The organism is Mucilaginibacter defluvii (assembly GCF_039543225.1).
Lineage (GTDB): Bacteria > Bacteroidota > Bacteroidia > Sphingobacteriales > Sphingobacteriaceae > Mucilaginibacter > Mucilaginibacter defluvii.
Map to the genome: position 1 here is coordinate 663,952 of NZ_BAABJI010000004.1, position 22,470 is coordinate 686,421.

The window sequence follows — 22,470 nt, forward strand, 5'->3', positions numbered from 1 at the left end:
CAACAACAAACTGATATGAACTATTTACTGAGTATTTTGATCACAACGATCATCAGCATATACAGCTTCAGCGTGCAGACGCTGAACGGCAATACGGTCTCCCTCAGCAGCTACAGCGGTAAAAAGATGCTGCTGGTAAACATTGCTACCGGCAGCCCATACAAGCAACAGATTGCCGAGCTGCAGCAACTGTATAACCAATATCATGACAGCTTACAGATCATTGCTTTCCCTTCCAACAGTTTTGGCCATGAGCCAAAAGACAGTGCGCAGCTGGTGCAGTATTTTACCGATAGCGTGCAGGTGAGCTTCCCGGTGGCTACACTTACGTATGTGAGCGGAAACAACCTTTATCCTGTCTATAGCTGGCTCGCTAACACTGCAGCCAACGGTGTATCTGATGTAAAGATCACCAAAGACTATCAGAAGATATTGATAGATGAGACAGGGAAGATCACCGGCCTGTTCAACAGCCGGGTATCGCCGCTGGACTCTGTCATACAGAATGCTATCCACCGCCACATCAACCAGTAAACCAACTCAACTATTTAACCGCTCAACAAAACAGCTATGCGTAATTATTTATTGACTGCCTTGACTATACTTGGTGCTGTATCAGCAAAATCGCAGATCAAGCCTAACAATGCAGCTACTGCACCATCACCCACAGTAACGGTCGCTCCCACGCCGGGTGCATACATGACCGGAATGCCGGTGAACTATACCCGCAGTTGGGAGCCAGCTATCCCATTACAGAACGAGGCGGATGTGATCTCCACCTCGCGCACGGTGCGGGAGGTAAAGCAGGCTACGGGATATTTTGATGGTTTGGGCAGGCCGGTGCAGACGGTAGTAAAGGGTATGGCGCCGGGCGGCTACGATATGGTGACCATGAGTCTGTATGATGAGTTTGGGAGGGAAGGTTATAAATACCTGCCTTATGTGGCTACCGCAGGCACCGGAACGTTTAAACCGGATCCGTTTGCTGACCAGCAGGCTTTTTACAGCAATACCAACACGAACAATCCTTTATACGGCCAGGGTGAGCAGGTATTCTACGGGCAAACGGTGTTTGAGCCTTCGCCCATGAACCGGCCTACTAAAACTTTAGCCCCCGGCAACAGCTGGGCGGGCAGCAATAAAGGGACTAGTTTAAACTATGAACTTAACACCTATCCTGAGGTCATCATTTGGACCATCGGCATGGGTGCAGGTACCCAGCCGGTGAGCCTTGACTATTATGGTGCAGGCCAGTTGGACAGGCTGATAACTGTGGATGAAAATGGAAAAAGAGTGGTAGAATATAAGGATAAATCTGGACTTGTAGTATTAAAGAAAATAGAAGTCAGCCAAAATAGTGCTGCAGTCTTAACTAGTCACACCGGCTGGCTTTGCACATATTACTTGTATGACGCCCTCAACCGCCTACGTTTTGTATTCCCGCCAAAGGCTACTGAATGGCTGGTAACCAACAACTGGCCCGTGCTCAGTACCACTGCAGCGCTGACTATGATGAGTGAGCTCTGTTTCCGTTATGATTATGACTACCGCAGTCGCATGAGTGTAAAGAAGGTACCGGGTGCGGGTGAAGTGTATATGGTGTATGACCAGCGCGACCGGCTGGTGATGATGCAGGATGCCAACCTGCGTTTACAAAGCAAATGGATGGTGACGCTTTACGATGTATTGAACCGTCCTCTGGCTACAGGCCTCGTGAACAACAGCACAGTGAACAGCTACAGTTTTGCACAACATGCAACGGCTGCCAATACCTCGTCGGCTTACCCTTTTACTGTCAGTACCCAACCCGGCAGCGGCTGGGAGTTGCTGACACAGACTTATTATGATGATTATAGCTGGGTGCCATCGGGCATTAGCGGTATCAGTGCTACGCTCAACACAGCCTATACGGGCAGCGCAGACTATATCAGCAGCTTTAACACGGCACCCGACTATGCACAGGCGGTGGTACAGAGCAGTGCCGTAAAAGGTATGGTAACCGGCAGTAAGGTAAAAGTACTGGAGACCAGTATCTGGCTTTATACTGTAACATTCTATGATGACAAGGGAAGACCCATACAAAAAAAAGCTACCAACATCGACGGTGGCTATGATTACATGACCACACAGTATGACTTTAGCGGCAAGGTGCTCAGGACCCACCAGTACCAGTGGCACCCTGCGGCTGGCATTAAGCAACTGCTCACCAAGCACAGCTATGACGATGCAGGTAGGTTGACAGGCATCAAAAAGAAGATCAACGGTGGAACAGAGAAGACAATCTCGCAGCTGAGCTATGATGCGCTGGGTCAATTAAAGCAAAAGCAGCTGGGTACAAAGCCCAATACTACCAGTACACCGCTGGCTACAGCAGACTACAACTACAATATCCGCGGCTGGCTCACGGGCATCAACAAGGACTATGCAGGGGCTACAGGCAGCCAGGGGGACCGTTATTTCGGGATGGAGCTGAGCTATGACCGGGGTTTTACCCAAAGCCAGCTGAACGGCAATATCGCGGGGATTAAATGGCGTAGCGAGGGAGATAAGGAGCAAAGAGCCTATGGCTTTGCGTATGATGCTGCCAACAGGCTGATGAAGGGGGACTTTATACAGTACAACGGTACGAACTGGGCTACGAGCACAAAAGTGAACTTCAGCATGCAGATGGGGGATGGAATTGACCCCACTACGGCTTATGATGGCAATGGTAACATTAAGCGGATGCAACAGTATGGGATGAAGGGAGGCGTAAGTAATGTTATAGACGATCTTTACTATACCTACCAGTCTAACAGTAACAAGCTGCAGAATGTGATAGACAAACAGAACGACCCCAATACCACTCTGGGCGACTTCCGCACAGCCAGCAGCCATCCGCAGCTTACAGCTAAGAACAGCTATGTACCGGGGACAACTATACCCACTAATCCGGCCGGTATCACTGATTACACTTACGATGGTAACGGCAATATGGTAACGGATGAGAACAAGGGTATCACCGGCATTACCTATAACCACCTCAACCTGCCATCGTTCATCACTACGCTCAAAGGGAATATTGCTTATGTATACGATGCTACTGGTAACAAACTAAAGAAAGTGGTAGTAGAGGTGCTTAACCAAGGTAGTGATATGAAGCTGACGCATACCTACTACATGGCGGGTATGGTCTATGAGATCATCGAGTTCCATGACGGTATTACCAGCACGGTGACCTATAGCCCTATCAAGCTGCTGCACATCAGTCATGAAGAGGGCAGGATAAGAGAGATGCTGGATGAGAACGGCCTGGTAATGAATTATGCGTTCGATTACATGCTCAAAGATCACCTGGGCAATATCCGAAGCCTCATTACTGAAGAGCAGCGGCAGGATATTTACCCGGCAGCTACGCTGGAAGGAGATATCAATACCAATACTGATGCTGCTTATGTGGAAAAGGGTTACTATACCATCGATCCTGATAATATCCTTGATCAGTCGGATGCTACGGGGATACCCATCTACGATAATAACAATGGCATCAGTAATCCCAACCCCAACAGTGCTACCACCAGCCAGAGCGATAAGTTGTACAGGCTGAAGGGTGATAACCCTACTACTGCTACGGGACTGGGTATTACGCTGAAGGTAATGGCAGGCGATAAGATAGACATCCACGGCAAGTCGTATTATTTTGATGCGCACGATCCCAACAACAATACGCCCATCCCTGCATCAGACATCATCTATGGCCTGTTTGGTACAGCGGTGGTGGGCAGCGGCTACAGCAACCCGCACGGTGCAGCCGATGACCTGATGAGTGGCAATGGCAGTCCTGTATCGTTACTAGGCAGCGGCCTGCTGACCGGCCAGGACAATGATTACACGGGCGATGACAGCAAGCCCAAAGCGTACATCAACTGGATACTGTTCAATGACCAGCTGCAGTATGTGGATGGCGGTTTCAGCCGTGTGGGGGATCAGAATGATATTAAGGATCACTACAGCGATCTGCAGAACATAGCGATGGCGAAGAATGGGTATCTTTATATCTACTGCAGTAATGAGAGCAATGAGGAAGTGTTCTTTGATAACCTACAGGTGGTGCATACGAGAGGGTCGCTCTTAGAAGAGAATCATTATTATCCGTTCGGGCTCACGATGGCGGGCATAAGTAGCAGAGGAGCGGGAAGTCAGAACAAGATTAAACTTTTTAGTAAAGAAATTCAAAGTAACGAGTTTACTGATGGTAGTGGATTGGAATGGTATGACTATGGTATGCGAGAATATGACCAACAAGTTGGTAGATTTTTCCGGATCGATCCAATTGCTGAAAAGTTTTTAGAGTTAACACCCTATCAATACTGTTCAAACGATCCGATTAAAAACGTAGATTTAGACGGTGCTGAAGGAATAGATTTTCGATTGTTAGGCAAACTAGCGGGAAAAACTGCAGCACATATAATTAAAAATCCTAATGGCGCTACCGCTAAGGTAATGGGAGCCGCAACTGGTATAACAGGCGCTGTAGTAAATGTTGTAGAAGGCGGTGTAAACTTAGCCCGCGATCCTTCACAGGTAATACAAGGTATTAAACATATAATGTCCCAATCGCCAATAGAATTTTCTGTTAATTATGCGATGAGTCTTTATTCAAAGTATGGAAATTCTGGAAGTGCATCATTTACCGAATATGCTATGGCATTTCATGTTTTTACGGATATTGCAATGGCGTTATCACCAATGAAAAATGCAGTAGCTGGAAAAACGGCTTCCGTTTGGGAATTAGCCCCTTCCAAAAGAGGGTTTGCCATCGAGGAAATGTTAGGTGGTAACCTCCCAAAATCTTTTCCAATTATTGATAAACTGGTTAATGGCGTTGCTACAAGTATTAAGAGCATTGATCTGACGGCCTCGAGCTACTTACAAGGGAAAAATTTATTTAATACTTTGAAAGGCTACATAAATAAATTAGATAATTTTGAAGGTGCCTCTTGGGGAAATAAGACCATAACTGAAGGGGTTGATTTCACAAGTAAAGCATTACAGGTCGCAATACAGCCGGGTAAAGCTACTCTTCAACAATGGGAGCAAATAGGAGAAGCGATGAAATATGCTAATGATCATAACATTCAGTTGAATCTTCAATTCGTAAAATAGAATGAAACGAGCTTCTGTATACGTTTTCAAGACTTATTATTTAGTACATAGTCAGTCTACAACAACTACAGGCTTTGGCGTTGCTTCTGAACCATACATTAAAATGGACAAAGATGTCGCGATGGAAGAGCTAGCAAATAAAGTGATTATAGCAATGAATTGCAGTAAAGTAAACGTAGCTGAATCAACCGATCATTCAATGGAAAGTTTCCTCAAAGCCATAGATCTAAAACGACATGAAGATTTATATTTGCAATCTATCCACTGCATGATTTACGAGAAAGACAATAAATTTATTTTCATTCCTTCAATAAATGGTGGAATTAAAGGTGGTTTTCGTTACCTTCCAAAGCAAAAGATAGAAATTTCGTCAGGTGCAACGATAGATGTCATTTCTGACGCACTAGAAAAAACCTTAAGTCTTTGTGAATAATAAATCAACAGCATGGCGACATTGCAAAAGGATATTAAAAGTTCTTCGGAATGGTTAATAAGAGCTTTAAACGAACTTAAAAAAAAATTAGATTATTCAGTTGACAGTATAAAATTGATAGATACGTTGATTGACGAGCAATTCATTGAAGGCATTCCGAAAAAAAATGGATTGTTTTCCAATAACCTAGGCGGTAAGATTTTTGCACTAGGTAGTTATGTTGGCGAAACTATTATAAAAAACACTCCTTCTACCACATGGATAACTGACGACTCTGATGAAAAGGGTGAAGTCAGTATTGGGTTATTATCTGATAATGGTTTAATAAGTTGGCCGGTCGTAAAAGTGATAAAAAGAATTAAGAACGGCCAAGAAGATAATCTATATTCCTATGTGCACATAATTGTAAATGAAACTGCAAGTAAATAAAACATAATAACTCATTTGAGTTGGGAGGATAAAAAGTATCTTATTCTCAACTTACCAATTAAACTCCAATATCATTATTGTAGAAAACTGCTCAATGAGCTATAATAGTGTTGAGTAAAGTGCTTTAATAAGCGCCGAGCTACAGAAAGCTTTGAACATACTATACCAGTATAAATATAAATTAGTTACTCCTGTATTGTCAGGAACTCAATATAGGCCGTGCGTATTAATCAAATTAACTGTAACAGATTTACGTTTTGCTGGTGAAGAAAGAAGTACTACACGAATCACCCATTTTCTCTTTGTGCAAGTTGATTAATTAAGCGTTTAACACCATCATAAATAATGCCCTTGTGTTCATCTTTGTGATAAGCATCCAGGTAGCTGTCAAAAGTTGTCTTTGTTTCTTCTTTTTCCCACTCCATGACGGAGAGGCAGGTAAGCTTTGATTTTCGCTGTTTAGCAAAACCGTACAGATGTAAATATGGAGGCGCATAGTAACGTGAGTTTTCTAAAAACTTATCGTAAAGTTTTTTATCGAACGCTCTTTTAATATCTCTTAATAAATCAGTTACCCTGTTGTATTTAACTCCCAGATACAAAGTACTGCCCAGCGATGGCATCCCTTCATCTTGAAAAAATATGGCGATGTATTCAGTAAATCCCGCCTCGCTAATATCCAACAGATCAGTGCTATAAAAATTATATTCTTTTTTGAAAACATCCAGTGAAAAATCATTTTCATGTTTCTTCACAAGAGCTCCGATAAGCTCCATTTCTTTATCAGCTATATCTTTTACTGAAGGCCCCTTTTTAATATTAGCAGCTGTTACAAGATAACGAGCTCTTGAGAAAAGCTCAAAATAATAGCTTTTAAAAAAAATGGATTTACGTTCAAACGTTACCTGGATGTACAAAGGATAAGTATAAACCCCATGAAAATGCACTTCCTTTAAACGATCATTAAAGTAAGTTTTGTAACTGATCTTATATTTTTTCTTGTCTTCAACCATCTTCACCTGATGTAACAAATTTATTAATGTTTGGTTAGGTCATTTTTTAAAGCCGATGAAATATTCAAATTTAAAAAAAATGTTTTGATATTTATCTAAATCATTAAAACATTTTGTATATTAGCTTTTGTGATCCCCGTGAGAGGGATATAGTGAGAAAGATAAGTGGAGGGTTCATTATGGAAAAGCTAAAGCCTGAACAGGCTATGGAACTGCTGCGCAAAAGCGGCATAGAGGTTACTGTCGATCAAGCAGCTTTAATACTTGAATTTATGCGTTTACTGGCCGGCATATTAGTGGTAAATTATTTAAAAAAGCCCTTTCCTCCCAACGGCTTTTGAAAGTATTTCTTTAAATTTCTAAATATGAAAATAGCAGACTTATATATCCGTGTTTCAACCGATGAACAGGCAGACAAGGGATATTCGCAACGCGGGCAGGAAGAGCTGCTACGCCGGTATTGTGAAATTAACAAAATCACCATCCGGATGATAATATTTGAAGATCACTCAGCAAAAACCTTTAACCGCCCTGAATGGAAAAAATACCTTCTGGAGCTTAAAAAACATAAAGGCAAAACTGATCTGGTATTATTTCTTAAGTGGGACAGGTTCAGTCGCAATGCGGGCGATGCCTACCAGATGATTAATACATTAAGGAAACTCGGGGTTGAGCCACAGGCTATCGAACAGCCGCTGGATTTGTCGATTCCTGAAAATAAAATGATGCTTGCCTTTTATTTGGCGGCACCAGAGGTGGAAAATGACCGGCGTGCACTTAATGTAATTACCGGTATGCGCAGGGCGCGAAAAGAAGGAAGGTACATGGGACTTGCACCCGTCGGCTATAAAAACAGAACAGATGATAATGGCAGGAAGTATATAGCGCCGTATGAGCCACAGGCAGGCATTATGCGCTGGGCATTTGATGAGATTGCAAAGGGTCTGTATAACACGGAGCAGGTGTACAAATTAGCCCGGCAAAAAGGGTTTAAAGGCACAAAAAGCCTTTTCTGGTTTGCTATCCGCAACCCTGTCTATTGCGGAAAGATATTTCTTCCTAAATATCGCGATGAAGAAAGCCGTTTGCTAAAAGCCTCACATGAACCACTTATAACAGAGGATTTATATTATCAGGTACAGGATGTTCTGGACGGCCGCAAAAGAAGCCCTTATAAACTAAAAGTAGCATCAGTGACTAGTTTACCGCTACGCGGCTTCTTAGTCTGCCCAGAATGCGGCAAAATCCTTACAGGAAGCATATCCAGGGGGCGCAGCAATACCTACGCATATTATCACTGCTTTATGGGTTGCCGCTTCCGTCATCGGGCAGAAGGAGTTAATGATCAGTTTTTACAGGAACTACGCAAGTACATCCCACGCTCTGAAATGACTACCCTTTATAAAATAATTATTCAGGAAGCATGGCAAAGCCAGACAGCGCACCTGCAGGACGACCGCAAACAATTGCTTATACAGATTAAAGATATTGAAAGCAAATTAGCCTATATCCGAGACCTGCTGGCCTCACGTCAGATTGAACCGGAAGACTTCCGGATAATGAAAAGTGATTACACAGCAGCTTTGGAAAAATTAGAAGTAAAATTAAACGCACAGAAAGACGATCAAATCAATATTGCCGACTTGTTAAATCAGGGGATAGATAAGTTATTAAAAATTGATTGTGCATACGAAACAGGCACTATTGAAGAAAAGCGCCAAATCATTGGTTCGATGTTCCCCGAAAAATTCAATTTTGAAAAAAATTCACTTCGAACCGGCAGAGTGAACGAAGCGGCAAGACTTATTTACCAAATAAACAACGAGTTAAGCGGAAATAAAAAAGGACAAAATGGAAATAAATCCATTTTGTCCTGTCAAGTCGGGATGAGAGGATTCGAACCTCCGACCTCCAGCACCCCATGCTGGCGCGATACCGGGCTACGCTACATCCCGAAGGGAGTGCAAATATATAGGTTGGAATGAAATTTTAAAATAAAGAGACATTCAGGCGACCCGTCAAAATAAAAGCTTAAATTCAATGCTTATAAGTAGAGCCGGAACATTAAAACAATTACAATGGTTACTATATCAATTGTGCTGACCGTGTTTGTAGCAATAGAGCATTGTTATATTTTATGGATGGAAATGTTTGCCTGGGAAACCGCGGGTAAAAGGGTATTTTCAACATCGTTGCCGCAGGAATTATTTAAACCCACCAAGGGGCTGGCGGCTAACCAAGGCCTTTACAATGGCTTCCTGGTTGCAGGGTTAGTGTGGTCGTTTTTTATTGATGATGCGGAATGGGCCATTAACATTCGCTTGTTTTTTTTAGGATGTGTAGCGGTTGCAGGAATTTTTGGTGCGCTTACCGCATCAAAAAAGATATTTTTTATGCAGGCGATGCCGGCATTGCTGGCGATGTTGTTTGTTTGGCTAACTAAATAAAGACATCTACCACACCACCCCAAATAAGCGGGTGCTATTTAATAGAAGCCCCGCTTACAATGTGTAACTATTTAGAAAGATGACGGTACCGGGCTACTTTATATTCAGAAGAGGGGCATATAATAATAGAGTTAACATTAATTATGCATTTACCCTTTTTATAGATTTAAAACGAATCGGTATTAATCATTGTTAGTCTTGGTTGATAAGTAATTTATAAATGCACTACATGTTACCAACATAAATTTTGCGTCTTCTTGTCTAAGTTCCGATTCGTCCATCAACGCATGTCTGATGCCCTGTGCATCTGATGTATATCCGTACAATGCGTTGAATGCGGACTTAAGTGATGCGTGTAATTCGTGCTTTTTTTCAATTACGGCTAAAGCTTTTCCTAAGGTGGCTTTACTATCTTCTGTTATTGTTTTGCAGAAGGATTCAATTGCAGAAATTGATTCTTTAATGGAGTTTCTGTAATCAGGATTAGAACGATCTGAAAAAAGTTCAAGTGCTCTTCGGAGATGTAATACAGGAGGAAGAAATTTTATATTATTTACAGCGTGTTCAATAACATCAATTTCTTCGCTTGACGTAATTTCAGTTAATAGTCCATTTACGAACCTATAAGCAGAAAGATGTCTTTCTAATATTTTATTTGCCCAAGCATAAAATTTTTTGTTTATAGCACTTTCGTCACTTTTTTCATTTTCCTCGTTATAGTTATCAGGGATAAATTCTAAAATGTCAAAAAGATCATGCCACATCTTCCTTAGCATTTCATTTTTTATACGTTCTGTTATTTCATAAACGTAGTTAGGCAATTCATCGAAAGCTTGTTTAAAGTAATATATCCAAATTTTCTGTAACAAGATACTTTTAGAAGAACTCAAATTCATTATAAGTTTACTAGTTTGGTTATGGAAATATGTAATATATATGGCATTCCAAAGCTCGTTTCTTAATTCAGAATCAGCTCGTTCTCTTTGAATTTCTACTTTAATAGGTTTAAGCCCTAATCTTTGAGAAAATAATGGCATGTGGTTTTTTTTAATAAAGATACGTTTGTAGTTCTAAAATAGCTATTTGTAAAATTTTTGATTAGTTTACCATAATTCCATCCCCCCCCTCTTTTCACCGCCAAAAAAACCACGCTTACCGACTACCTTAATCTGTTAACCTATTTTACATTGGCTGATGTGGGTCGGCAACGTACCTTTATATCAACAAATTAATCAATCACTTAAAACTGAAAGCCATGTACGCTCCTAACAATCCATACTATACATTCTCAGGCATCACCCCTGAAGAGGTTCTGTTTTTACAGCAGGCCACTGCCGAGCTTGACGAGCAACAGAAGAACCGCTTTTACGGTATCTACTCAACCAAGCGTAAAAATCCGCAGGATATATTGCTGGTAAGCTTGTTGGGTTTTGTTGGGTTTGCGGGCATACAGCGTTTTATGCTGGGCCAGATAGGCATGGGCCTTCTATATTTCTTTACCGCAGGGTTGTGCTTTATAGGCACCATTGTTGACCTTGTCAATCATAAAAACCTCACCAACGAGTACAATAAGCAAATGGCTTACGAGAGTTTCCAGATTGCTAAAATGTACCAATAAATATACTTGCAGCCATGCCGCTTAATAGCGGTATAGGTAAATACTTAATAATAGCCGGCCTGCTTATTATGCTTGCCGGCTTTGCTGTTTTTATATTGTCAAATGCGTTGGCTTAGTTAGCCGGGCTGTAGTCGCCTGATTCTGCAACCTGTTTTATAACCTCATTTCGCTTAATGAGCAGGTTGGTAAGGTAGCGTTTCAATATCCACCGGCCAAGCAACCATCCGGGCCAGCCAAGCGGGGCTTCAAAGTAAAATATATCTTTCATGGTGGTTTGTCCGTTGGTTTGCGTAAACCAATGCTCATGCCTGAAGCTTTTAAAAGCGCCACGAACCATTTCGTCAGTAAAATGCCAGGGGCGGTTAAAAGCTGTGATTTTTGAGGTAAGTGTTTGCCTGATGCCGAAGTGCCTGGCCCGCCAGGTAACGGTTTCGCCCATGCCGATCAATCCGCTGGTACGGCCTGCAATGGCTTCTTCATCAGTATGTTTGGTTGATTGTATATGCAGATCAATGCTCCGCGACAAATCAAACACCCGCTCAACCGGTGCATTTATTGTTGTGTGGAGAATAATGGTGATCTGCCTGTGCATTACAGCGCTACGTTTAGTCCGGCATTATAATTTCGTAGCGGTGCCGGGTTATAGTAACGGTTACCTACCGCATTCAAGTCGTTGCCCAGGCTATATTTTTCGTTCAGCAGGTTATCAGCAGCGGCGAATATCTCCAGTTTGGTTTTGCCTATGCGATGTTGCCAGCTTACCCGCGCCTGTAACAGGTGATATTCGGGCGCGAAAACGGTATTGCCATCGTTAAGCGGAATGCGGTCGGTAAAGTTATGCTGCACAAACAAGGATATCGACTGCGGTAACAGCACCTGCACATTGCTCACCACCACGTTACGCGGTATGCCGGTAAGCCTGTTTCCCGAAAAATCAGCATCTGCCGTGCTGTAACTCCTGAAACTGTATTTGCTGAAGGTATAAGCCGTATTAAATTGCAAGCCTCTTACAACTCCGTTGCCTTTACGCAGCAGCCAACTGCTAAAGTATAGCTCGGCGCCCGGTTGGTTGGTACCACCCGCGTTAACATAGTATTCGGTTTCATTGGCTAAACGACGGGGCACAATGGTATTTTGCATCCTGAAATAAAATGCCGATACGTCCAGATAAGTACTCTCATCATTATTTCGTAAACGGAAACCACTTTCATAGTTCCAGCCGGTTTGGGCGTTCAGTGTAGTATTTACAATATTATTGCTCGGGCGTACCTCCAGGTTGGTAGGCGATGAGTAACCACGGCTTACTGATGCCCGCCAGCTAAAGTTGTTTGTAATGAGGTATGACAAGGCCAGCCGCGGCATTAGCTGCGCATCAAAATCGCGCTCACTAAAATCAGCCTCATTGGCAGGCGCAATATTTTTAAAGCGGTATTTAAAGTAGTTAAGGCTTACCGCGGCCTCTATATTAAAACGATCAAACAAGGTGGCCGCATAGCGGGTAAAAACAAAATGCTGGTTGCTGTTCAGCCGGTCGGTAGCCTGTACATCGCCGCGGGTGCCGCCGTTGTTATCATAATTGGCGATGGTTGAGTTGGTTTGCTGCCACTCTACGCCCAGGTCGAGTTTCCAGTTAAAATTAGTTTTTTTCAAGGAGTTGAGTTCAAAATAAGTGCGCAGGCCATAGGTGTCTTCATTCCTGAACTCATAATTGGTGATGAACGGGTTAGCAAAATCGACATGATTGCCGAATACTGACGCCACATTTTTCAGCCGGTCATTAATCTGCCAGTTATTTACCAGTCCGCCAAAATACATTTTTTGCCTGATGCCGATTTTTTGCTGTAATGCCCCGGGCAGTGTAGCCGTTGGCAGGCGTGCCGAACGGGGATTGGCTTCCATCTGTGCCAGGTTAAGGCCGCCCGGCGTTTGATAGTTTAAATCGGAATAAAAAGCTATCGCCTTCACCTCGTTATCCGTTCCGTATTTAAGCCGGTTGGTTGTATTAACAAAATGCCGGTACATATAGCTGTTTTGCCGGTAACCTCCATAGCTTTGGTATGCCTGGTTAACCGATAGCCCATAATTGCCCCATTGCTGTTGCAGGCCCGCGTTTTGATGGAATAATCCGTATGATCCGGCATTTACTCCGGCAGAAATGGCATTATCACTTGATGCGGACGTGTTCAACAACACCACGCCGCCGGTATTAGCGCCAAACAGGCTGCCATCAGGCCCTTTTAATATTTCGATATTGCGGATGCTGTTAAAATCGAGCGCGTTTAAGTAAGTATTGCCGCCTGCATCGGTAAGCGGTATTTCATCATAATAAACCTTGATGTTACGTACGCCGAACGGTGATCTCAGCAAACTCCCCCGAACAGACAGGCGGTAACTTCCCGGTGAGCGCTCCTCGGCCCTGATGCCGGGTACGGTATTTAAAGCCGGTACAAACGAGGCCGACGGTTGCAGCAGCAATTGCGCCGCGGTTACTACGCCAACAGATGCTGACGTGCTCAACACCGGCTGCTCACTCAAATATCCCTTTACGGTTACCTGGTTTAATGTTTTTGTAGTGTCAATGGTTTGAGCGCGGACAATGCCCAGAGTGCTGCCCAGGCCAAGTATGGCGATGAAAAGTTTTTTCACGGGTATAATAGTATAAAAACAAAAATAGCCCTTTAACTGAATAGAGGGCTATTTATTAAATTAATAAATAAAGCTATTTGGCTGATACGCGCCATATTTTGTTAGCCGAGTCATCACTTACCAGTATTGATCCGTCTTTCAAAACCGCCACATCAACCGGCCGGCCATAAACTTCACCCTTTTCAAGGTCGGCAACAAACCCGGTTAAAAAGTCCTGCAACTCGCCGGTTGGTTTACCATTCGCAAAAGGCGCGTATAAAACCTTGTAACCTACCAGTTTTGAGCTGTTCCATGAGCCGTGCTGCGCGATGAATGCGCCGCCCCGGTATTGCTGCGGAAATTTGTTGCCGGTATAAAACGCCAAACCTAACGATGCAGTATGCGATCCCAGAGCCAGGTCAGGTACCAATGTTTTTTTCACCATTTCCGGATTTTTTTGCTTTACCGATGGGTCTTCATGCTGACCGAAGTAAGCATAAGGCCAACCGTAAAAACCACCCTCCTGTACGCCGGTAAGATAATCTGGTACCAGGCCGTCGCCAAGTTTGTCGCGCTCGTTAACCACGGTAAATAGTTTGCCTGTTTTGGGTTCCCAATCGGTGCCTACCGGGTTACGCAAGCCCGAAGCATAAATGCGCTCACCCGATCCATCAGGGTTTATCTCCAGTATGTTTGCCCGGCGTATTTCATTGTTCAAGCCGTGCTCAGCAACATTACTGCCCGATCCTACGGAGATAAGAATCTTTTTGCCATCCTTGCCGGCAATCAGGTTGCGTGTCCAGTGATTGTTATATCCTCCCGCAGGCAGATCGAGTATCTTAGTGCCTTTAGCCGTAATTTCGGTTTGGCCGGTTTTGTATGGATAACGCCATAGCCCGTCGGTATTGGCTACGTAAAACCAATCGCCCAGTACCAATATACCATATGGCTGGTTCAGTTTGCCTAAAAATATAGTGCGCAGATCATATTTGCCGTCGCCATTGGTATCGCGAAAGAGTATCACGTCATTAGCGCTCTTACCCAGGTTTTGTGATTTATCGCGACCGCTTACCAGGTCTTCAGCTTTCTTTTTCGGCCCTTTTGATTCCGTATTGGCTTCTGATACAAAATGTCGCCGTTAGGTGCCACATAAATATTACGCGGATTGCGCAGGCTATCGGCAAAAAGACTTACCTCAAAACCTTCGGGCACTGTGGGCATCTTATCTTTCGGCCAGCCCAATACCTTGGCAAATTTTGTGGTTGATTCCGTTTCGTAAGGCGCGGGTAGTTTAACCTGCTGATTGCCTTTATTGGTTACGGTATCGGCATCATTATGGTTGGCTTTTTTATCGCCTCCGCAGCCCGCCGCCGTTATGGCCAGGGCTAAAAGGTATGTTGAGTATCTGTTTTTCATGGTAGTATGTGTTTCAAATCAATTATTTAACTACCGTGAAAATTATTTGTTTGAGGTGCGCATAAATCGTTACTTGGCATATTAAGCTTAATATGCTACCTTAATCGCAATTATAACCAAATACACCCTTACTGTTAATGCGGCTCTTTTTTCACAGGTTTATATTTGTGTTGTTTATTGTTTTTTTATCAAACAATGCAATGGCACAGGTTTGTGACGGTAGCCTGGGCGATCCGGTAGTGTCAGAAAGCTTTAACCAGGGCGGAGCATTACCAAATGGACAAGCGCAGATTATACAATTCACTACTAATACATGCCCGCAGGATGGGCAATATACCATTGTTCGGAGTTACGCCCCGCCGCCCTGTAATGCGGGTACCTGGCATTCTGTTCCGTCAGATAATACGGGTAACGGCGGTTATATGATGGTGGTAAATGCATCATACGCCAAAAGTCAGTTTTTTGAAAAAAAGGTAACCGGCCTGTGCGGCAATACTGTTTACGAACTCTCAATTTATGTACTTGACCTAATGCGGCTGGACATTGAATCGTCTGATGTACGGCATCCTGCACTCCGTTTTTTAATTGTGGACGATAAAGACAGCACCATACGTGATACTACCATTACCATAACCCCTACCGCAGGTCCCGAATTTATAAAACGTGGTGTCACCTTTCGCACTACACCTAATACCGATAGCGTTACATTGAAAATTTTTAACGATGCTGAAGGGGGTTACGGTAACGATTTTATATTGGACGATTTCGCTTTTCGCGCATGCGGCCCGGAATTAAGCAGTTCCATTGATGGTGCCGCGCAGGATTTTACAGCCTGCACAAGCAGCGGCAGCCGAAACTTTACATTAAGGGCAGCATCGCATCCGGGCTATGTTTTTCAATGGCAGGAGTTTATAAATAACGAGTGGAAAGATTTAGCCGGACAAAACAGTACGCAATACATTGCCAATATTAATCTTTCTGTTGCAGCGGTACACCAATACAGGGTAGCCGCCGCAAGGGCCGGCAATTTAGGATCGGAGAACTGCCGTATTTATTCTTTACCGCAAAGCATCACCATTTACGCCCGACCTGTTTTGGCCCCTATGAATAACGTTACCATTTGCCGCGGCGAAGATGTAACCATCAATTTTTCCGGCGGCGTACGTTACCGGCTGCTTGGTCCCGACGGGTTCAGTGCGGAGACAACAAACTCACAATACACTTTTAAAAGTCCTGATCCGCCCGGCGGGTGGTCATACACGGCCTATGCCATATCTGCCGAGGGATGTATAAGCGATCCGCAGACTTTTCAAATCAATGTAAAACCGCAGTTTGTAGCCAATGCCGGTGCAGATAAAGCAAATATATGTCGTAGCGAGTCGGCGCAACTTAATGTAGCCACTGATATAGCCGATAATTATACATATAACTGGTTGCCAGCAGCGGGGCTTAGTCAAGCAAATATCGCAAACCCGGTGGTCAGTCCAACGCAAACAACAACCTATACGGTAATGGTAAGCAACGGCGCGTGCAGCTATACCGATACGGTTACCGTTAGCGTTATTGAATCACCTGAAGTAAGCTTAAGTGCAAGGCGCGACATGCTGGAAGGTGCTACTATCAAACTGGATCCGGTATATGCCGGTGCCATCACAACTTACAAATGGTGGCCGGAAGATGGGTTAGATAACCCAACTGATCCGAATCCGAGTGTAGCCGCCACCGAGGATGTGCGCTACACCGTAACCGTTACCGGCCCCTGCGGTATAGATACCGCCAGTGTTTTTGTACGCGTTTATCAAAAAATACAGGTACCAAATACCTTTACGCCAAACGGCGATGGCATTAATGATGTTTGGAACATCGCAGCGCTATCCACCTACCCGGCAAGTGAAACATTAATATATAGCCGAAACGGACAGCAGGTGTTCCGCAGCGTTGGGTATACCACGCCTTGGGATGGTACCTTTAATAGTACGCGTTTGCCTGCCGGTACCTATTACTATATTATTAATTTGAAAAACAATACGCCAAAGGTTGCGGGCTATGTTACGCTTTTGCGGTAATGCGCTTTTTTTACCTTTGTACTTATATGGAAACAATATCCTGGAATGATTTTGAAAAGGTAGAACTGCGCGCGGGCACTGTACTCGAAGCGCTTGATTATCCGGAAGCTCATAAGCCTGCATATAAGGTACGTGTTGATTTTGGGGAGTTTGGCATCAAGTGGTCGAGCGCGCAAATTACCAAACACTATTCAAAGGAAGAGTTAGTTGGCCGGCAGATCGTCGGTGTGATCAATTTCTCCAAAAAGCAGATCGGCAAATTCATGTCGGAGTTTCTGGTTACCGGCTTTGCCGATGAAAACGGCGATATTGTTTTGACCGCAATTGAGCGCCCGGTTCCAAATGGCCATAAATTAATTTGATATGGATTTGCTTAGCTGGATAATTGGCCCGCAGCTGATCGGTATAATCTTTACTCTCGCGGGATATATTCAAAAGCGCTTTCCACCCAAAAAAATTAACGCCCTTTACGGTTACCGCATGCCCAGCTCTATGAAAAACCAGGAAACCTGGGATGAAGCTAACCATTACGCCGCCCGGTTTATGATGCGTTCGGGATTTATGTTATTGCTTGTCGGCATCGTCACAACGGCTGTTTTATGCGCGGTTAATTTAGAACACGAAACTTTTATGTTTGTGAATTCCATATTGCTTATACCATCAGCCATAGGCTTTTGTGTAGCGCTGATCGTATCAACCGAAAAACATTTATCACGTAAATTTGATAATAAACCATAATGCGATACATCAACTTTGAGGGTGAACCCACTATATCACCCGATGATTTTTTTATGAACGAGGCGCTCAATGAGGCTAAGCAGGCGCTGGCCGAAGATGAGATACCCATTGGCGCTATTGTAGTTTGCAAGGCCAAGATCATTGGCAGGGGGCATAACCTTACCGAGCGGCTCAATGATGTATCGGCACATGCCGAAATGCAGGCCTTAACCGCCGCCGCCAACTATATGGGCGGCAAGTATTTGCAAGACTGCACGCTATACGTTACGCTGGAACCTTGCGTAATGTGTGCCGGTGCCTCATACTGGTTCCAGGTGGCGCGCATAGTGTTCGGCGCTTACGATCAGCGCATGGGTTTCGGGCGGTTAAACCAAAAGATCACTCACCCCAAAACAGAAATAACAGGCGGCATACGCGAGAATGAATGTGCCGAACTGGTGCGGAATTTTTTTAAGAGTAAGCGGAAGTCTTGAACCGGAATTTACGGAATTTGAGAATTTTTCAGAACTGAGTATGGTATTCTGTTCATCCTGAATCCTGTAAATCCTGCTTCCGACAATATTCTGCTCATTCATTAATTCTGAAAATTCTGGTTCAAAACAATACAGACCAACAAATGACATTTATTTAGAACAATATGCCGCTTACGGACTTATATTTGCTGGTACAACTACAATAGTAAACTTTTAAACACAAATATCATGGCTTTTACACTACCTGCGTTACCATACGCACCAGAGGCATTAGAACCGCACATTGATAAAGCTACCATGGAAATTCACCATGGCAAGCATCACCAGGCTTATGTTACCAACCTGAACAAAGCATTGGAAGGCAAGCCTGAGGCTGATGCCAGTATTGAGGAGATCGTAACCAATATATCAAAATACCCTGTAGCAGTACGCAACAACGGCGGTGGCCACTACAATCACTCCCTGTTCTGGACTTTGCTTGCACCAAATGCCGGCGGCGCGCCAACAGGTGCATTAGCCGAGGCTATCAACAGCACATTTGGTTCATTTGATGAATTGAAAACAAAACTTTCTGAAGCCGGTGCAACCCGTTTCGGTTCGGGCTGGGCCTGGTTAATTGTTACAGCCGATAAAAAACTGGCAGTAACTTCAACCCCGAACCAGGATAACCCTTTAATGGATATCGCCGAAGTAAAAGGTACGCCAATTTTAGGTATCGACGTGTGGGAGCACGCTTATTACCTGAAATATCAAAATCGTCGCCCGGATTACCTGGCAGCTATCTGGAACGTAGTTAACTGGGAAAAAGTAGCCGAGCTTTATACTAAAGCAACTGCTTAATCTTACCAATATCGTATTTACAAAAGCGGCAGGGTGTAAACATTCTGCCGCTTTTTTGTTTTAAAATTAGCGCCTTAAGCGCATTGTATGTATGAAAGCTATTGTACTGGAAGGGCTGAACCAGCCACTAACTATAAAAGATATTGATAAACCAGTACCTCAGCCGGGCGAGGTACTGGTGCAGTTAAAAGCGGCATCATTGAACCGCCGCGACTGGTGGATAACGCAGGGCAAATACGCGGGGATATCCTATCCCTCTGTAATCGGATCTGACGGTGCGGGCATGGTTGTGGAAGCGGGTAGCGATGCCGGTAGCGGCTGGATAGGCAAAGAGGTGGTCATCTATCCGGCGCATGGCTGGGGAGAAAGCACCGAGCACCAATCAAAGGATTTTAATATCATCGGCTTACCGCCCAACCAAGGCACATTTGCTGAATATATTTCCGTTCCGGTGACTGATTTGCAGCCTAAGCCACTTCATCTTAGCTTTGAGCAAACCGCAACATTGCCTGTAGCGGGTTTAACTATTTTTAGGGCGTTGTTTACCAAAGGGCAGGTAAAAAAGGGGAATAAGGTATTGATAACCGGAGTTGGCGGCGGTACTGGGGCTTTTGCCTTGCAATACGCCGTAGCTGCGGGCTGCCAGGTATTTGTTACCTCCGGCTCGGCTAAAAAAATAGAACGTGCACGGCAGTTGGGTGCTTTGGCAGGCGTAAATTACAAAGCACAGGATTGGGCCGAACAATTGCAGCAGCTATCGGGCGGTGGGTTTGATGTGATTATTGATAGTGCCCTGGGCAAAGGCTTTGAAAAGCTGATAGATATTTGCAAACCGGGTGGCCGCATCGTGTTTTTTGGCGGTACTGCAGGCAGCATACCCGAATTAGCCGGCCGTAAAATATTCTGGAACCACATCAGCATATTGGGTACCACGCTGGGCTCACCTGCTGAATTTGAGCAGATGCTGCAATTCATCAGCGACCATAAAATTGAGCCGGTTATTGATGAAGTCTTTCCTTTGGCTGAGGCTGAAAAAGCAATCAGGAAGATGGATGACTCAAGCCAGTTTGGTAAGTTGGTTTTAAAAATAAGTTAATGCTGCAGTTAAGGGTTGAGAAGATAGAGCGAGAGACAGCTGATACATCCACGTTTTACCTGAGCAATGTAACCGGCGAAAAAGTAAGGTATAAAGCTGGTCAATTTATTACGCTGGTGTTTGATCATCATCATGAGGAGATTCGCCGTTCGTATTCGTTAAGTTCATCACCTGATGAAGACTTGCTGGCTGTCACCATAAAACGCATCCCAAACGGCGAAATTTCGCGCTTCATGTCTACTAAAATCGAGGTTGGTGATATATTGAATGCGGTTGAACCCGCAGGCCGTTTCTTGATAACTCATTCCGAAGAGAAGAAAGATATAATCATATTCGCCGCAGGTAGTGGTATTACTCAGGTTTTTTCTCAGCTTAAATATATATTAAAGCAACCCGGGCAAAGCAATATAGTTATTATCTATAGCAACCTCAGCGAGTCATCAATTATATTTAAGAAGCAACTTGGCGAGATGGCAAATACCCATGCTGATAGATTAAAAGTTATACACCTGCTTAGCAGCGAAGCCAATCGGTTGAATAACTTTATGGCCGAAAAGTTGGCAAAGCAGCATGCGTCTAATGGTTTGGCTAACGCCGATTTTTACTTGTGCGGGCCTTTCGCTTACATGCGTATGCTTAGGCTTACTTTGCTGTATATGGGTGTTGAGCCTCAACGCATCCGTAAGGAAAATTTTGTGATTGATACTGTAGGAGTAACGCCGCCTGCGCTTAATTATCCGCCGCAAAAAGTTGGCATTGCCTATAAGGGTGAGCATTACAATATCATAGCAGGCGAAAATCAATCTATTTTACAGGCTGCCTTGCAAAATGGCATCAGATTATCATACAGTTGCCGGGCGGGTGTATGCTCCGCTTGTGCAGTGATGTGCACCAGCGGCAAAGTTGAAATGGCTCGAAACGATGTACTAACCCCCGATGACTTAGCCGCGGGGTGGATACTCACCTGCACCGGCCATCCGGTAACGGAGGTGGAGATAGTTGTTGATTAGTGGTTAGTAGTCAGTGATTGGAGATTAGGTTTAAACAAGTTGCCTATTATATTTCTGATCACTGATTACTAATCTCCAACCACGAATCACTATATGTCTACTATTTCTTTCTTCTTCTTCGTTTTTAACCTTTTGGGGATAAATTCGAGTATCTCGTTCTTCAGCGCTTCAATCATGCGGCGTTTTAAAAAGTTGCGGGGTATGACGATGCTTACTTCTCTGGCTGGTTCCGGCGATTTAAAGTAGCGCACCCTGTCCAATTGTTTTTCGGTTAGGTCGGCAAGGGCGAGTTCAGGTAATATGGTAGCGCCGTTATTCTGGTCAACCATGCGTTTAAGTGTTTCAACGCTGCCCGTATTGTATTCAAAATGCTGAAAGCCGCGTGTGCTTTTACGGCGCTGGCAAATGTTCAGTACCTGCTCGCGCATGCAATGGCCTTCGTTAAGTACCCATATTTCTTCCACATCAATATCATCAGGCTGTATGCTTTTCTTTTTAAACAGGTTGCTGTCGCGCGATACGTAGGCCACAAAATTTTCGTAAAACACCGGTACTTCCGTTAATGATGCCTCATGCAGCGGCGTGGACAGGATGCCGCAGTCAATCGTGCCCATTTTCAGTTGCTGGATGATCTGTTCGGTAGTTTGCTCCCACACCACCAATTTTACCTGCGGGTATTTTTCTATAAAGCTGGTGATAATTTTAGGAAGTATGTACGGCGCTATGGTCGGGATAATGCCAACTTTCAGCTCGCCGGATAATTCCTTTTGCCTGTCGCTTATAATTTCTTTTATCTTCTCACTTTCGGCTAAAAGCACGCGGGCCTGGCTTACTACTTCAATACCTATCTCGGTTGGAATAACCGGCTGTTTGGTACGGTCAAAAAGTTTAACGCCTAAGTTGTCCTCTAGTTTTTGTATCTGCATGCTCAGGGTGGGTTGCGTAACAAAGCATTTCTCGGCGGCAGTAACAAAACTGCGGTAGGTGTCAACGGCTACTATATATTCCAGTTGTGTAATAGTCATAATATAGAATAAATTGATGCAAATTTATAATTATCATCAATTTATTCTATTGCTTTCGTTGTGTTTTTATCCACAACAAAAATGGCCCCCTGCATT

21 protein-coding genes, 1 tRNA gene and 1 pseudogene are annotated in these 22,470 nt (G+C 44.0%); 15 read left to right on the forward strand and 8 right to left on the reverse strand.

Annotated elements, in window-relative coordinates; translation table 11 throughout:
* The first annotated feature begins 15 nt into the window (after positions 1-15).
* From ABD960_RS19945 to ABD960_RS19960, 4 genes are read left to right on the forward strand one after another with little or no spacing between them, the layout of a single operon-like run.
* Entirely contained in the window at positions 16-534 is a 519-nt protein-coding gene (locus ABD960_RS19945) for a hypothetical protein (protein WP_345334104.1), read from the forward strand.
* 36 nt (positions 535-570) lie between these two features.
* Entirely contained in the window at positions 571-5,145 is a 4,575-nt protein-coding gene (locus tag ABD960_RS19950) for a DUF6443 domain-containing protein (protein ID WP_345334106.1), read from the forward strand.
* A gap of 1 nt (position 5,146) precedes the next feature.
* Positions 5,147-5,578: a hypothetical protein gene (locus ABD960_RS19955; RefSeq protein ID WP_345334108.1), complete on the forward strand. Its 432-nt coding sequence runs from the start codon at positions 5,147-5,149 to the stop codon at positions 5,576-5,578.
* Between the two features lie 12 nt (positions 5,579-5,590).
* Positions 5,591-6,007 (forward strand): hypothetical protein, encoded by a 417-nt coding sequence (locus ABD960_RS19960; protein WP_345334109.1) that lies wholly within the window; start codon positions 5,591-5,593, stop codon positions 6,005-6,007.
* A gap of 287 nt (positions 6,008-6,294) precedes the next feature.
* Here the strand turns inward: ABD960_RS19960 and ABD960_RS19965 are convergent, their stop codons facing one another.
* Positions 6,295-7,020 carry a hypothetical protein gene (locus ABD960_RS19965; protein ID WP_345334111.1) on the reverse strand — a complete coding sequence of 242 codons (726 nt, stop codon included), beginning with the start codon at positions 7,018-7,020 and terminating at the stop codon, positions 6,295-6,297.
* A 179-nt stretch (positions 7,021-7,199) separates the two neighbouring features.
* Between ABD960_RS19965 and ABD960_RS19970 the strand changes: the two genes are divergently transcribed.
* The gene (locus ABD960_RS19970) at positions 7,200-7,361 is read left to right on the forward strand and encodes a hypothetical protein (RefSeq protein WP_345334113.1); all 162 of its coding nucleotides are present in this window, start codon (positions 7,200-7,202) and stop codon (positions 7,359-7,361) included.
* A 24-nt stretch (positions 7,362-7,385) separates the two neighbouring features.
* Positions 7,386-8,168 (forward strand): annotated as a pseudogene (locus tag ABD960_RS19975) (recombinase family protein); the annotation flags it as partial.
* Positions 8,169-8,901: 733 nt separating this feature from the next.
* Here ABD960_RS19975 and ABD960_RS19980 read toward each other — a convergent pair.
* A tRNA-Pro gene (locus ABD960_RS19980) sits at positions 8,902-8,975 on the reverse strand.
* A 123-nt stretch (positions 8,976-9,098) separates the two neighbouring features.
* Between ABD960_RS19980 and ABD960_RS19985 the strand changes: the two genes are divergently transcribed.
* A complete protein-coding gene (locus ABD960_RS19985) occupies positions 9,099-9,467 on the forward strand; it encodes a DUF1304 domain-containing protein (protein WP_345334115.1) in 369 nt (122 codons plus the stop codon).
* Positions 9,468-9,649: 182 nt separating this feature from the next.
* On the opposite strand, the gene ABD960_RS19990 is transcribed toward ABD960_RS19985, so the two are convergent.
* Positions 9,650-10,504 carry an AbiJ-NTD4 domain-containing protein gene (locus ABD960_RS19990; protein WP_345334117.1) on the reverse strand — a complete coding sequence of 285 codons (855 nt, stop codon included), beginning with the start codon at positions 10,502-10,504 and terminating at the stop codon, positions 9,650-9,652.
* Between the two features lie 218 nt (positions 10,505-10,722).
* Here ABD960_RS19990 and ABD960_RS19995 point away from each other — a divergent pair, with 218 nt between their 5' ends.
* The gene (locus tag ABD960_RS19995; protein ID WP_232177725.1) at positions 10,723-11,085 is read left to right on the forward strand and encodes a TM2 domain-containing protein; all 363 of its coding nucleotides are present in this window, start codon (positions 10,723-10,725) and stop codon (positions 11,083-11,085) included.
* Between the two features lie 112 nt (positions 11,086-11,197).
* On the opposite strand, the gene ABD960_RS20000 is transcribed toward ABD960_RS19995, so the two are convergent.
* The 4 genes from ABD960_RS20000 to ABD960_RS20015 all read right to left on the reverse strand — a co-directional run bounded on the left by ABD960_RS20000 (position 11,198) and on the right by ABD960_RS20015 (position 15,126).
* The gene (locus ABD960_RS20000) at positions 11,198-11,677 is read right to left on the reverse strand and encodes an SRPBCC family protein (RefSeq protein WP_345334120.1); all 480 of its coding nucleotides are present in this window, start codon (positions 11,675-11,677) and stop codon (positions 11,198-11,200) included.
* The gene (locus ABD960_RS20005) at positions 11,677-13,731 is read right to left on the reverse strand and encodes a TonB-dependent receptor (protein ID WP_345334122.1); all 2,055 of its coding nucleotides are present in this window, start codon (positions 13,729-13,731) and stop codon (positions 11,677-11,679) included. The genes ABD960_RS20000 and ABD960_RS20005 overlap by 1 nt, the downstream gene beginning before the upstream one ends.
* A 73-nt stretch (positions 13,732-13,804) precedes the next feature.
* The gene (locus tag ABD960_RS20010) at positions 13,805-14,734 is read right to left on the reverse strand and encodes a PQQ-dependent sugar dehydrogenase (RefSeq protein ID WP_345334124.1); all 930 of its coding nucleotides are present in this window, start codon (positions 14,732-14,734) and stop codon (positions 13,805-13,807) included.
* 44 nt (positions 14,735-14,778) lie between these two features.
* A complete protein-coding gene (locus ABD960_RS20015; RefSeq protein ID WP_345334126.1) occupies positions 14,779-15,126 on the reverse strand; it encodes a hypothetical protein in 348 nt (115 codons plus the stop codon).
* A gap of 200 nt (positions 15,127-15,326) precedes the next feature.
* Between ABD960_RS20015 and ABD960_RS20020 the strand changes: the two genes are divergently transcribed.
* The 7 genes from ABD960_RS20020 to ABD960_RS20050 all read left to right on the forward strand — a co-directional run bounded on the left by ABD960_RS20020 (position 15,327) and on the right by ABD960_RS20050 (position 21,349).
* Positions 15,327-17,192 carry a T9SS type B sorting domain-containing protein gene (locus ABD960_RS20020; RefSeq protein ID WP_345334128.1) on the forward strand — a complete coding sequence of 622 codons (1,866 nt, stop codon included), beginning with the start codon at positions 15,327-15,329 and terminating at the stop codon, positions 17,190-17,192.
* Between the two features lie 26 nt (positions 17,193-17,218).
* On the forward strand, positions 17,219-17,554 hold the full coding sequence (locus ABD960_RS20025; protein ID WP_345334130.1) for a tRNA-binding protein: 336 nt from the start codon (positions 17,219-17,221) through the stop codon (positions 17,552-17,554).
* Position 17,555: 1 nt separating this feature from the next.
* The gene (locus ABD960_RS20030) at positions 17,556-17,930 is read left to right on the forward strand and encodes an SdpI family protein (protein WP_345334132.1); all 375 of its coding nucleotides are present in this window, start codon (positions 17,556-17,558) and stop codon (positions 17,928-17,930) included.
* Complete coding sequence (locus tag ABD960_RS20035) at positions 17,930-18,403, forward strand: nucleoside deaminase (RefSeq protein ID WP_345334134.1); 474 nt, start codon at positions 17,930-17,932, stop codon at positions 18,401-18,403. The genes ABD960_RS20030 and ABD960_RS20035 overlap by 1 nt, the downstream gene beginning before the upstream one ends.
* A 228-nt stretch (positions 18,404-18,631) precedes the next feature.
* Entirely contained in the window at positions 18,632-19,243 is a 612-nt protein-coding gene (locus ABD960_RS20040) for a superoxide dismutase (RefSeq protein WP_345334136.1), read from the forward strand.
* A gap of 91 nt (positions 19,244-19,334) precedes the next feature.
* Positions 19,335-20,339, forward strand: a complete 1,005-nt coding sequence (locus tag ABD960_RS20045; RefSeq protein ID WP_345334138.1) for a quinone oxidoreductase family protein — start codon at positions 19,335-19,337, stop codon at positions 20,337-20,339.
* A complete protein-coding gene (locus ABD960_RS20050) occupies positions 20,339-21,349 on the forward strand; it encodes a 2Fe-2S iron-sulfur cluster-binding protein (RefSeq protein ID WP_345334140.1) in 1,011 nt (336 codons plus the stop codon). The genes ABD960_RS20045 and ABD960_RS20050 overlap by 1 nt, the downstream gene beginning before the upstream one ends.
* 89 nt (positions 21,350-21,438) lie before the next feature.
* Here the strand turns inward: ABD960_RS20050 and ABD960_RS20055 are convergent, their stop codons facing one another.
* Entirely contained in the window at positions 21,439-22,374 is a 936-nt protein-coding gene (locus ABD960_RS20055; protein WP_345334142.1) for a hydrogen peroxide-inducible genes activator, read from the reverse strand.
* Positions 22,375-22,470 lie beyond the last annotated feature (96 nt).

Excerpts from the sequence above, each read along its gene's own strand:
- ABD960_RS19945 (WP_345334104.1), top strand. The coding sequence starts at position 16 with ATGAACTATTTACTGAGTATTTTGATCACAACGATCATCAGCATATAC.
- ABD960_RS19950 (WP_345334106.1), top strand. The coding sequence starts at position 571 with ATGCGTAATTATTTATTGACTGCCTTGACTATACTTGGTGCTGTATCA.
- ABD960_RS19955 (WP_345334108.1), top strand. The coding sequence starts at position 5,147 with ATGAAACGAGCTTCTGTATACGTTTTCAAGACTTATTATTTAGTACAT.
- ABD960_RS19960 (WP_345334109.1), top strand. The coding sequence starts at position 5,591 with ATGGCGACATTGCAAAAGGATATTAAAAGTTCTTCGGAATGGTTAATA.
- ABD960_RS19965 (WP_345334111.1), bottom strand. The coding sequence starts at position 7,020 with ATGGTTGAAGACAAGAAAAAATATAAGATCAGTTACAAAACTTACTTT.
- ABD960_RS19970 (WP_345334113.1), top strand. The coding sequence starts at position 7,200 with ATGGAAAAGCTAAAGCCTGAACAGGCTATGGAACTGCTGCGCAAAAGC.
- ABD960_RS19985 (WP_345334115.1), top strand. The coding sequence starts at position 9,099 with ATGGTTACTATATCAATTGTGCTGACCGTGTTTGTAGCAATAGAGCAT.
- ABD960_RS19990 (WP_345334117.1), bottom strand. The coding sequence starts at position 10,504 with ATGCCATTATTTTCTCAAAGATTAGGGCTTAAACCTATTAAAGTAGAA.
- ABD960_RS19995 (WP_232177725.1), top strand. The coding sequence starts at position 10,723 with ATGTACGCTCCTAACAATCCATACTATACATTCTCAGGCATCACCCCT.
- ABD960_RS20000 (WP_345334120.1), bottom strand. The coding sequence starts at position 11,677 with ATGCACAGGCAGATCACCATTATTCTCCACACAACAATAAATGCACCG.
- ABD960_RS20015 (WP_345334126.1), bottom strand. The coding sequence starts at position 15,126 with ATGAAAAACAGATACTCAACATACCTTTTAGCCCTGGCCATAACGGCG.
- ABD960_RS20020 (WP_345334128.1), top strand. The coding sequence starts at position 15,327 with ATGGCACAGGTTTGTGACGGTAGCCTGGGCGATCCGGTAGTGTCAGAA.
- ABD960_RS20025 (WP_345334130.1), top strand. The coding sequence starts at position 17,219 with ATGGAAACAATATCCTGGAATGATTTTGAAAAGGTAGAACTGCGCGCG.
- ABD960_RS20030 (WP_345334132.1), top strand. The coding sequence starts at position 17,556 with ATGGATTTGCTTAGCTGGATAATTGGCCCGCAGCTGATCGGTATAATC.
- ABD960_RS20035 (WP_345334134.1), top strand. The coding sequence starts at position 17,930 with ATGCGATACATCAACTTTGAGGGTGAACCCACTATATCACCCGATGAT.
- ABD960_RS20040 (WP_345334136.1), top strand. The coding sequence starts at position 18,632 with ATGGCTTTTACACTACCTGCGTTACCATACGCACCAGAGGCATTAGAA.
- ABD960_RS20045 (WP_345334138.1), top strand. The coding sequence starts at position 19,335 with ATGAAAGCTATTGTACTGGAAGGGCTGAACCAGCCACTAACTATAAAA.
- ABD960_RS20050 (WP_345334140.1), top strand. The coding sequence starts at position 20,339 with ATGCTGCAGTTAAGGGTTGAGAAGATAGAGCGAGAGACAGCTGATACA.
- ABD960_RS20055 (WP_345334142.1), bottom strand. The coding sequence starts at position 22,374 with ATGACTATTACACAACTGGAATATATAGTAGCCGTTGACACCTACCGC.